Raw genomic sequence first — 9,872 nt, forward strand, 5'->3', positions numbered from 1 at the left:
GGTCAAAGACTCCACATGGCCGGTGCGAGCTTGGCTTCCCAGAAGGGATTGAAGAGATTCGCGTACTCGTGCCTGCGCTCGCCGATGGACGCGAACGCTGAACCGCTCGGGCGCCGAAACTCGACTCGCGCGACTGCGGCCACGGCTAGAGGATGATGTGTCGCAGTCATTGCCAGGAGATCGGCCGTCGCAACACGCGACTGGGCTTTCGTGGCGACGGCGGCGATGCGAAGTGACGTATCTCCAGGCTGGCCAGCCACGTTGTAATAGGCCGGTACACCCGCATAGTTCGAATCGAACTCGCGAGCACTGGCGCTGCTCACGCGATCACCGATGCGTCGCCAGCTACGCCACCCGAACACACCCCGAGTGCGAAACTGAAGCTGATCTTCCGCCCGCCAGTCCGAAGCATTTCCGGTCTGGCTGACTGATGTAGCTCCGCGCTTACGAATCTGGGCGACGAGCAGGTTTTCACGCCAACCGCGCTCGCCGACGATCCAACGTTGCAGGTCGCCATTGCCGCGCAGACTCGTGTTCACCAGCTGTTGCATCAAGTTGCTGTCATCCCCGGCGGTATAGCGTCGAATGAACGTGGGTACCGCCGCGGACTGAGTCATCAGTTGCGTGTCGAGTACCGCTCGCAGCTCCTCGGGCATCTGGGACAGCGCGTTCCCGTCATTGATGAGAATGTGCGGGTCGTAGGACCGAGCCGTCTGGCTCATCAAGCTTTGGAGATTGTGAAACGCTAGCGAAGCATGCGCCTCGACTTGAGCGGCACGGATGTTGGCGTTCCAGGCGTCGAGCGCGGGGATCGCGATCTGCGCGGACTGTTCGGTTACATCCCGAACCTGAGCCGAGATCTGCTGGGCCAGGTCGACGTACTGGCCGACGTACGGAATCCACTGCGTGACCCGATCGATCGCCTGCAGCGAGTCGTTGATATAGCGCACCCAACTGACGTATGAGACGAAGTGTCCGACGGCGACGTGATTGGCAATCATGGCTCGGTTGGAATAGGCGATGAAGTTGAGATGTCTTGCCGTCCATACGGCGCCGCTATACGCCGCGGCATCAGCGGCGTTGGCAACGAGTGATCGCTCCGTGACTTTCTGTCCGGTGTTGAACATCACGACCAGCGCCGCGCTGCTGACGAGCACGCCGAACAGCGCGACCGGAGCGATCTGCCCCTGCTGCAAATGACGCTTACTGAGCAGCATTGGTTTGCTGGTTGTAGTTGGACAGGCTGTCAGCTTGCGCGGCGCGGTTCTGTGCCGTGGTCGCGGATGCCTGCGCATCGGTGATGTCTTGCGTGGCCGATTGGCCAGCCATCTCGCGACTCATACCCGCCATCTGGTTTTGCAGCACATCGCCGAAAGCGGCGAACAGCCCGATGCCGGCCACCGCCACCAGCGCGGTGATGATGATGTACTCGCTCATGCCCTGGCCGCGCTGGGCGTTGCGCGCCGGTGTTTTAGATCTCACGTCCTTGATGCTCATCGCAGTCTCCATTGGGGTCGACGGCGACAAGTTACCGGCGCGAGGCTGGCAAAAGTCGACGAATAATTGCGCTTTCGTCGAGATATTCGTGCCCCGTTTGCCTTTCAACCGTGAACGAGTATCGTGCCGCACCACCACATCGGAGGGTCGTGAATGCGATTAGCAATGAAGTTGGCGTTGGGATTGGCCGCGATCATCGGCTCGGCGCAGGCGGCAGAAACACCTCGGCCCATCGTGCTGAAGGCGGCCTATCTGTTCGACGCCAGGTCGGGGCAACTCACCAATGGCGGCGCCATCGTGGTCGAGGGAGACAAGATCAAGGCGCTCGGAACGCAGGCGGCTCCGGCCGATGCCCAGGTGATCGACCTCGGCGACGCGACGCTGCTGCCGGGCTTCATCGACGCGCATACGCACATCACCAGCGAGATCCAGGAGGATTTCTACAAGGGCTTTCACACGGATATGTACCGGTTCCCCGCCGAGCAATCGCATTACGCCGCGGTGTATGCCAGGCGGACTCTCGAAGCGGGCTTTACGACCGTTCGAAACCTGGGCGCCGGTGATTTCGTGGACGTTGGCCTGCGCAATGCCGTCAACAGCAGTGTGACTGCCGGCCCGACCATTCTCACGGCAGTGCATTCGATCGGTTCGACCGGCGGCCATTGCGATCAGGGGCCGTTCCCGCCCGATCGTATCCAGCCGCTGGGCGTGATGGATGGTGTATGCAACGGCGCCGACGAATGCCGCGCGGCGGTGCGCTACCAGCTGAAGTGGGGCGCCGATGTGATCAAGATCTGCTCATCGGGCGGCGTGCTGTCCGAGGCCGACCCGGTCGATGTGCCGCAACTGACGCCGGACGAGCTCAGCGCCATCGTTTCGGAAACTCATGCCTGGAAGCGCAAGATCGCTGCTCACTCGCATGGTGATGTGGCTGCACGGCAGGCCGTGGAGGCCGGCGTGGATTCGATCGAGCACGGCAGTTTCCTCAGCGACGAGACGCTGAAATTGATGAAGAGCAAGGGCACCTATCTGGTGCCGACTCGTCTGGCGGTCTACTGGGTGAACCAAATGGCCGCGAAGTATCCGCCGGCGATAGCGGCCAAGGCGCGTGCCACATTGGTCGAGCACGAGAGGGTATTCCGCACGGCGCTGAAGATGGGCGTGCCCATTGCTTTCGGTACCGACACGGGCGTGTCGCCGCACGGCATGAACGCCAAGGAATTCGCGTTGCTGGTGGAGATCGGCATGCCGCCAGCGGCGGCGTTGCTTTCCGGCACGCGTGAATCGGCCAAGCTGCTCGGCGTCATCGATCAGGTGGGCACGCTCGAGGCCGGCAAGCTGGCCGATATCGTCGCCGTGAAGGGCAATGTGTTGAGCAACATTGCGGCCACCGAGAAACCGGTGTTCGTCATGAAGCACGGCCAGGTGGTCGTGCAGCCGTAATCGCCGGACCAGGGCCCTCCGGCCAGCGGGCTGGAGGGCTTCTAGTTGAAGCGCTTGATCAGAAAGTCCCGCCAGCGTTTCTGCGCCAGGATCTTGTAGCCCTCGTCGTAGTGATCGGACGAAGGCATGTAAAACTCGGGACCCGCGCCTCCATAGATGAAGAGCTCGCGACGATCGGGCTCGACCGCAACGAATCGTCCCAGCCAATTCAGTTGTTCGCGAGTGATCGCAGGGTCCGCGGTGCCGGCGTGAAATTGCACGGGGACATTGAGGCGCGCCAGCAGCGTGATCAGGTCGGGGCGCGGGTCCGTCTTGGATTTGACGGTCGCCTCGATCGGCGTGGACATGGCGATCACGCCCACCACGCTCAACGGATCATTCAGCGCCATGCGCAGCGCTGTGTAGCCAGCCCACCCGAAGCCCACGATCACCACCGGATTGGCGTCCGGCTGGTCGCCATTCAATGTAACGACGCCGGCGCGAACGTCGGTTTGCACGTCGCGGTTGAAGGCCTCGCTCAGCAATGCATCGGGATGCGTCGAGATCTTGGCCGTCCCGCGCATGGCGCAATCGATGACCATCGCGATATATCCGGTACGCGCCACGTCGCGCGCGAGACTTTGCAGATCCGGTGAAATGCCGGGCTCATCGTGAAGAATGACGACGGTAGTCCGGTTGGCGGCACCCATAGGCACTGCCGTATAGGCGGGTAGGAACGTGCCGGCGTTGTCGACGGTGAGCCCTTTGGCGTCGACGTCCCAGACGCGGATGGCGGGATTGGCCATGGCGGTCGTGCCGAGCGCGGAGGCGGCGGTCAACTGCAGTGCTTTGACCAGAAATTCCCGTCGCGTTGGGGGTGGTGAGTCGTTGTCGTCTATACAACCCAGGCACATACCGCCTCCTGCAGCATGCTCTTCGCATGCGCGCTCATTATCAGCAGCAGCGCCCGGGGTGCAAGAATGCGAGGCGAAGATGTGAACTGCGCACACTCCGCGACGCAGAGGGACTTACCGCTTGCTGGCTGCGCGTTCCGTATCCAGCAGCACGCGCTTTCTCTGAACACCCCAGCGATAACCGCCCAACTCACCCGTACCCCGAACGACGCGGTGGCAAGGGATCAGCAATGCAACCGAGTTTGTGGCACACGCCCGGGCCACCGCCCGCGTCGCGCTCGGTTTGCCGATCGCCGCCGCCACTTCCGAGTAGGAGCGTACTTCGCCATACGGCACCTTCTGCAGGTAGCGCCATACGATGAGCTGGAATGCCGTGCCGCGCACATCCAATGGTAAATCCAGCCTCGGTTCGATTCCCCGCAAGTGTCGATTGAGCGCCGCCATCCATGAGTCGAACTCGCTGCGGAAGCTTTCCGGCATGGGTTGCACGGCGGCTGCCGGGAATTGCTGTTTCACCTCCGTCAGCAATGCCTGATCGCTTTCGCCGAATTGCAGGAAACAAATGCCGCGATCGGTGGCACCGATCATCATCAGGCCCAACGGCGTCTGGCCGCTGGCATACGAGATCGTGAGACCTTTTCCCCCGCTGCGATACTCGCTCGGCGTCATGCCGAGATGACCATCGGCCTTCTCGTAGACGCGGCTGCCCGAACCGAAGCCCGCTTGATAGATCGCATCGGCCACCGGCGCATCGTTGCGCAGCTCCTGCTTGAGCATGCGCACGCGCGCAGCCGTTTGATATTCCTTCGGGCTGCTGCCCATGATGGCTTTGAAACTGCGCTGCAAGTGAAAGGGGCTGTAGCCGGCGCGCTTGGCCATTTGTGCCAGGCTGATCTTGCGTTCGGGTTCCGCCTCGATGCGGCGTGCCAGCTCGTGCACCACTTGATTCAAGACGTTTGTCGAGGCGCCGGTCGGCCGGCATCGCTTGCATGGGCGTAAGCCGGCGCGCTCGGCTGCCTCGGCCGTGGCGAAAAATCGAATGTTCTTGCGCAGTGGACGACGCGAATTGCACGAGGGACGACAGTAAACGCCCGTGGTCATGACGCCATAGAAGAACTCGCCGTCGCGGCTGGCATCACGGTTCTGCACCGTGCTCCACAGGGCGTCTTCATTCGATGTGATGTTCGATGCGATGTTCGTCATGGCGCTGCTCCTCTTGGCCGAGGTCGCAGTTTTGCCTGCGCCGCGCCCGGAAGATTCCCGCCTCTTGCTGTGCAATTTTCTGGCTCCGATGCTGGGCTGGGCCGGCTCAAGCCAAGCTCGACCAAGGTTTGCAGTGTAGCTGTCCCTATCCAAAGTCAGTATATCGATAGCTCTCCCGGGCAAGGTCCGTGTGCCCCTTTGTACGCTGTATTCGAAGCTTCGATGTGCAGAATACGCGGCCATGAACAAGCTCATGAAAATCGTTGGGGGCTCGCTGGCGGTACTGGCCGTGGGCGTGGGTGTCACTGCTGGCGCCGCGATGGTGCTCAGCGAACGCAAGATGAATCGCGTTCTCGATGTGCAGGTCGCGCCGGCCGACTTTGCTTCGCTCGATGCGAATATGCAACGCGGTGAGTATCTTTTCCTGACGCGCGGCTGCTCGGAATGTCACGGCGCCGGCGGCGAAGGTCGCCTGATGATCGAAGATCCTGCTTCCGGTTTCTATGTCTACACGCCGAACATCACTCGCGGCGGTGGTGGCGCTGCAGCGATGTACACGGATACAGATTGGGTTGCGTTGCTCCGTCATGGCTTGAAACCTGCGCGCACCCCGGTCTTCATCATGCCCAGCGAAGACTATGCCCAAATGGCCGATGACGATGTCGCATCGCTGGTTGCCTATATCCGTTCCCTGCCGGCGGCACCCGAGCGCAAGGCGGAGATCAGGATTCCGCTGATGGTCAAGGCGCTCTACGCGTTCGACGTGAGCACGGATGCCGCTGAGAAAATCGATCACACCAAAGCAGCGCCAGTTCGCGTGCCGGAAGACTCCCATTCGCAAGGCGCATACGTCGCCAAGACCTGCACCGGCTGTCATGGCGAAGGTCTCGCCGGTGGCAAGATTCCAGGTTCGCCGCCGACCTGGCCGGCGGCAGCCAATCTCACTTCTGCCGCGGATGGCGCAATGAATCGCTACGCATCGGTGGAACAGTTCCGGGAGATGATGCGCACAGGCAAGCGTGCCGACGGCACTCCGATTGCGGTGATGCCTTTCGAGAGCTTGCGCCTCATGAGTGACGCGGAGCTGGATGCGTTGTTTGGATTCTTGAAGACGTTGCAGCCCAAAGCCTCCGGCTCGCGCTGAGCTCCCCCGGCGTCGAGTCCGCGCGAACCTCAGTCGACGGCGACTTTCTTGTAGCCCGCCGGCGGTTCGAACGACTGCGGATCGATGGAATCGTTACTGACGGATATCAACTCGGTGCTCATACTCATTAGAGGCATGAGCCCGTTTGGCAACGGCGCTACCGGCACTGCTGCTTCTGATGCCGGCGCTTTCTTCTTGCCAAACAATCCGCCCAATGCGCCACCCAGCGCGCCACCGATACTCGTTGGCGATTGCTGGCCACCAGCGGCTTGCATTTGCTGAGTGTTCTGGCATTGCGGTCCGCCCACGCCGAGCCCGAAGCTCAGCCGCACCGGATAGCCATTCACGTCGCGCATCTTGGTCGCAATTTCCTTCCACAGCCCTTCATAGGCGCCAAACATCGACTCCGCGCGCTCGGCGAAATCTCTTGACGCTGTGGCACCGAGCCCCAGCTTCTCGGCAAACGCGCGCTGGTATGCCTGCGCTTCCGCCGACGCGGTGAAGTCTGGCGCCACCCATTGGTCTAGCACCAGGCCGAAGTCACAAACCTGGTCACTGTCCTTGAGCTTGCACGATTGCGTCGCAGTCACGGTGACGCGCTCGGCTTGGAAACCAGCAATCGTGGCCTGCTCACCCGACCGTTGCACGTCGGCCTTCGGCTCGGACCATTCACACTGCGACTCGTCTACACCGGACGTCGCTCGCTGCTGCTGTGCCTGCGCGTCGCGCATCTGATTCGTTGTCTGCTCGAAGCGAGCGCGTTGCTCCGCGAACGTCGTTTCCGAGTAGGTCTTCTTATTGTTATCGACCGAGTACATCTTGTCCTGGTCCAGCCGCACGATCTCGGTCGACTCGCCCACGCCGCGGGCAAGGGTTCGCATCAAGCCGGACTCGAACTGCAAGTTACTGTCCGTGCGGGCGCGCTGGCCGGAGATTCGGGTCGTGGTCGTGCCATTCATGTTGGCCATTTTCATCAGGCCGGCACCGCTGATGGACATGCGCTCTTCGATGGTCACATCGGCCTGTGCGGTCATAGTGAAGACCGCCGCGATGGCGCCTCCAAGAAGCGCGCGTGTAGGAATAGTTCCGAACGGCTGTTTGAGCGTTCGCATCGTAACCTCCCTTCCGCAGCTCGCTACTCGCGATGTTACAGGCGCAATCCTTTACTCAATCCGGCCTCTTTTGCAATTTCGCCTTTAGTGCCCGCCAGTGCGCTGCCGCAAACGCCCTCGCTTCGATTTCGTAGCTGTTGTGCCAGTAGCCGTTTCGGGCCGACTCCACCAGGTACTTCCAGATCGTGAGCCGCCTCGGCTGCCACTGGCGAACCACATGAAAGTACTCGTGCAGCACCAGCTCCGGATCATTCCAGAAATCTCTCGCTGCGCCCCGCAACAGGATTCTTCCTCGTCGCGTCGTTGCTCGGGCACCGAAGTGGAGGCGGGCGTACAGGGAGTTCTCGATCACGCGAACGTGATCGACCGGTGCTCCGAATACGTCGCGTAGGGCGGCAGCAACGATTGTAGGTACGGTAGAGCTTTGGCCGAGCATGAACGCGCCGACTCTGGATCAGTGGTTCCAGCCGATGAAGGTACGATGGAAACGAGCGTTTTGCTCGCGGCCGATCGCGAGAATTTCCGCAGGCAATTGCATGGGCCGTTTGCGCTGAATGAAATTGGTAGAAGCTGGCCAACACCGCAAGCCGCTCCAATTTCTGAGCCTTCGGATCAAGGAGCGTGCGAGTGTATTGATAGCTGCTGATCACTCTGAGCCAACACGTACAGTCCAGATAGGACGCGAGAAACTCTTGCGTCGCTATGGATGGCTCCGTGCGCGGTCCGGGTGCGAGCGGAGACGCTGAAATACCTCTTGACCGTGTATTGGCGAAGCATTGCTCACATCCGAGGCGGGTCCTGGAAGACTTAGCTGAGCCAGGTTTCTCGATTCATTTGCGTAACGTATCATTAAGTGATACTTTATGCGTATGATTTCGGGTCGCCTCCCTGCTCGAGCTTATATTCGCGACCTGGCTGCAGCCGGGCGCTATAGCTTCACCTCAGCCGAGGCCAGAACTGCGCTGGGGGTATCAGCCGACGCCGTCAGACTGGCGTTGCATCGACTCATTCGCGACGGTGATCTGGCATCGCCGGCCCGCGGCTTCTACGTGATCGTTCCACCGGAATACCGCACGCTTGGCTGCTTACCCGCTGATCAATTCATTCCCGCGCTGATGCAGCGGTCCGGTACGCTGTACTACGCAGGGCTGCTCACCGCCGCGCAATATCACGGCGCAGCCCACCACCGCCCGCAAGAGTTTCAAATCATGCTGGCCAAGTCCCGCCGGCCGATTCACTGCGGACAAGTGCGCGTAGCCTTCTACGTCCGCAAGCGTCTGGACGAGATACCGCTCCAGTCCTTCAATACGCCCCGTGGACCAATCCAGGTTTCCACGCCCGAAGCGACGGCATTCGATCTCGTCGGCTATCAGCAGCAGATTGGCGGACTCGACCAGGTCGTGACGATCCTTTCGGAGCTGGCGGAGCAACTCGACCCACACAAGCTCGTTGCTTCCGCACTGACGGCGCCCGTGACTTGGGCACAAAGGCTTGGTCATCTTCTCGATCAGGTGGGCGCCGCCGAGAAGACGGTCGCCTTGAAATCCTTTGTGAAAAAGGAAGCTCGGCAGACTGTTGCACTCTTGCCCGGCATGCGCAGCCCGCAGGCACGCCGTGATGGCGACTGGAAGCTGATCGTCAACGCTGACGTGGAGGCGGAGACGTGATTCCCCGCGACTACATAACCGAGTGGCGGCTGCATGCGCCTTGGGTCCAGGACTTTCAAGTCGAGCAGGATCTGGTGATTTCTCGCGCCCTCGTGGCGATCTTCAGCCATCCTCTGCTTGCCGAAGCACTTGCCTTCCGAGGCGGTACCGCACTCTACAAGCTGCACCTCAAACCTGCGGCGCGCTATTCTGTTACCGCCGACGTAAAAATGACCCACCCCCGCCGAAGTAAAAGTGACCCACCTGGGCGAGGATGACGGCTTTTTGAGCCGTCGAGATGTTGACCCAGGAGCAAGCGGTGGAGATTCGGATTCTGGAACGACAAGGTCGCTCGATTCGGCAGATCATGAGAGAGACGGGGTTATCGCGGAACACGGTTCGCAAGTACCTGCGCGGCGGCAAGGCGGAGTACGGGCCGCGCGAGCCGCGGCCCTGCAAGCTCGATCCATTCAAGGCCTATCTGCTCGAACGCATCGAGCAGGCGCGGCCGGACTGGATCCCGGCAACGGTGCTGATGCGCGAGATTGGCGCCCGGGGCTATACAGGCGGCATCAGCCAGCTCAAGGCGTATGTGCAGGCATTCAAGGTCAGCCGCGTCGATCCGGTGGTGCGCTTTGAGACGGCGCCGGGTCAGCAGATGCAGGCGGACTTCACCACGATCCGCCGCGGCCGGGATCGGCTGCTGGCGTTCGTGGCGACCCTGGGCTATAGCCGTGCCACGTTCGTGCGCTTCACGCACTCGGAGCAGTTCGTCGACTGGCGCGATGGGCTGAATAGTCTGTGGCTCACTCGATTAGCTGATCATCTGGAGAATGAAAGATACAGCCGCTGCGTTGCGCAGAATTACTCAGCTGCGGTGAGGCGTTTCCTCGCCCACCTCGAGAGGAGACGGCTGGTTGTTGAGAGCGTGCAG

The 9,872-nt window shown here is 61.3% G+C and carries 10 protein-coding genes and 1 pseudogene; 5 read left to right on the top strand and 6 right to left on the bottom strand.

Annotated elements, in window-relative coordinates; genetic code table 11:
• Window positions 1–2: 2 nt before the first annotated feature.
• Both VGE08_RS20320 and VGE08_RS20325 read right to left on the bottom strand, forming a co-directional pair.
• Window positions 3–1,217 carry a pilus assembly protein TadG-related protein gene (locus tag VGE08_RS20320; RefSeq protein WP_331069750.1) on the bottom strand — a complete coding sequence of 405 codons (1,215 nt, stop codon included), beginning with the start codon at window positions 1,215–1,217 and terminating at the stop codon, window positions 3–5.
• On the bottom strand, window positions 1,204–1,497 hold the full coding sequence (locus VGE08_RS20325; protein WP_331069751.1) for a hypothetical protein: 294 nt from the start codon (window positions 1,495–1,497) through the stop codon (window positions 1,204–1,206). Before VGE08_RS20325 ends, VGE08_RS20320 begins: the two co-directional genes overlap by 14 nt.
• 153 nt (window positions 1,498–1,650) lie before the next feature.
• On the opposite strand from VGE08_RS20325, the gene VGE08_RS20330 reads away from it, so the two are divergent.
• Window positions 1,651–2,940, top strand: a complete 1,290-nt coding sequence (locus VGE08_RS20330; RefSeq protein WP_331069752.1) for a metal-dependent hydrolase family protein — start codon at window positions 1,651–1,653, stop codon at window positions 2,938–2,940.
• Window positions 2,941–2,981: 41 nt separating this feature from the next.
• On the opposite strand, the gene VGE08_RS20335 is transcribed toward VGE08_RS20330, so the two are convergent.
• Window positions 2,982–3,833, bottom strand: coding sequence for a dienelactone hydrolase family protein (locus VGE08_RS20335; protein WP_331069753.1), 852 nt, complete (start codon window positions 3,831–3,833; stop codon window positions 2,982–2,984).
• A 114-nt stretch (window positions 3,834–3,947) separates the two neighbouring features.
• Window positions 3,948–5,036 carry a bifunctional DNA-binding transcriptional regulator/O6-methylguanine-DNA methyltransferase Ada gene (gene ada / locus VGE08_RS20340; RefSeq protein WP_331069754.1) on the bottom strand — a complete coding sequence of 363 codons (1,089 nt, stop codon included), beginning with the start codon at window positions 5,034–5,036 and terminating at the stop codon, window positions 3,948–3,950.
• A gap of 241 nt (window positions 5,037–5,277) precedes the next feature.
• Here ada and VGE08_RS20345 point away from each other — a divergent pair, with 241 nt between their 5' ends.
• Window positions 5,278–6,180: a c-type cytochrome gene (locus VGE08_RS20345; RefSeq protein ID WP_331069755.1), complete on the top strand. Its 903-nt coding sequence runs from the start codon at window positions 5,278–5,280 to the stop codon at window positions 6,178–6,180.
• 29 nt (window positions 6,181–6,209) lie between these two features.
• On the opposite strand, the gene VGE08_RS20350 is transcribed toward VGE08_RS20345, so the two are convergent.
• Window positions 6,210–7,292, bottom strand: a complete 1,083-nt coding sequence (locus VGE08_RS20350; RefSeq protein WP_331069756.1) for a hypothetical protein — start codon at window positions 7,290–7,292, stop codon at window positions 6,210–6,212.
• Window positions 7,293–7,347: 55 nt separating this feature from the next.
• A complete protein-coding gene (locus tag VGE08_RS20355) occupies window positions 7,348–7,728 on the bottom strand; it encodes an eCIS core domain-containing protein (RefSeq protein WP_331069757.1) in 381 nt (126 codons plus the stop codon).
• Window positions 7,729–8,155: 427 nt separating this feature from the next.
• Between VGE08_RS20355 and VGE08_RS20360 the strand changes: the two genes are divergently transcribed.
• The 3 genes and pseudogenes from VGE08_RS20360 to istA form a co-directional block, all read left to right on the top strand.
• On the top strand, window positions 8,156–8,959 hold the full coding sequence (locus tag VGE08_RS20360; RefSeq protein ID WP_331069758.1) for a type IV toxin-antitoxin system AbiEi family antitoxin: 804 nt from the start codon (window positions 8,156–8,158) through the stop codon (window positions 8,957–8,959).
• Window positions 8,956–9,165, top strand: a pseudogene (locus VGE08_RS20365) (nucleotidyl transferase AbiEii/AbiGii toxin family protein); the annotation flags it as partial. The gene VGE08_RS20360 and the pseudogene VGE08_RS20365, both read left to right, overlap by 4 nt.
• A gap of 71 nt (window positions 9,166–9,236) precedes the next feature.
• On the top strand, window positions 9,237–9,872 hold a 636-nt coding region (gene istA / locus VGE08_RS20370), incomplete at its 3' end, for an IS21 family transposase (protein WP_331069760.1).

It is taken from the genome of Steroidobacter sp., assembly GCF_036406195.1.
Classification (GTDB): domain Bacteria; phylum Pseudomonadota; class Gammaproteobacteria; order Steroidobacterales; family Steroidobacteraceae; genus Steroidobacter.

Bases quoted from the DNA above. Each gene is read 5' to 3' on its own strand.
- VGE08_RS20360 (WP_331069758.1), top strand. From the start codon at position 8,156: ATGCGTATGATTTCGGGTCGCCTCCCTGCTCGAGCTTATATTCGCGAC.
- VGE08_RS20345 (WP_331069755.1), top strand. From the start codon at position 5,278: ATGAACAAGCTCATGAAAATCGTTGGGGGCTCGCTGGCGGTACTGGCC.
- VGE08_RS20355 (WP_331069757.1), bottom strand. From the start codon at position 7,728: ATGCTCGGCCAAAGCTCTACCGTACCTACAATCGTTGCTGCCGCCCTA.
- VGE08_RS20330 (WP_331069752.1), top strand. From the start codon at position 1,651: ATGCGATTAGCAATGAAGTTGGCGTTGGGATTGGCCGCGATCATCGGC.
- VGE08_RS20320 (WP_331069750.1), bottom strand. From the start codon at position 1,217: ATGCTGCTCAGTAAGCGTCATTTGCAGCAGGGGCAGATCGCTCCGGTC.
- VGE08_RS20350 (WP_331069756.1), bottom strand. From the start codon at position 7,292: ATGCGAACGCTCAAACAGCCGTTCGGAACTATTCCTACACGCGCGCTT.
- ada (WP_331069754.1), bottom strand. From the start codon at position 5,036: ATGACGAACATCGCATCGAACATCACATCGAATGAAGACGCCCTGTGG.
- VGE08_RS20325 (WP_331069751.1), bottom strand. From the start codon at position 1,497: ATGAGCATCAAGGACGTGAGATCTAAAACACCGGCGCGCAACGCCCAG.
- VGE08_RS20335 (WP_331069753.1), bottom strand. From the start codon at position 3,833: ATGTGCCTGGGTTGTATAGACGACAACGACTCACCACCCCCAACGCGA.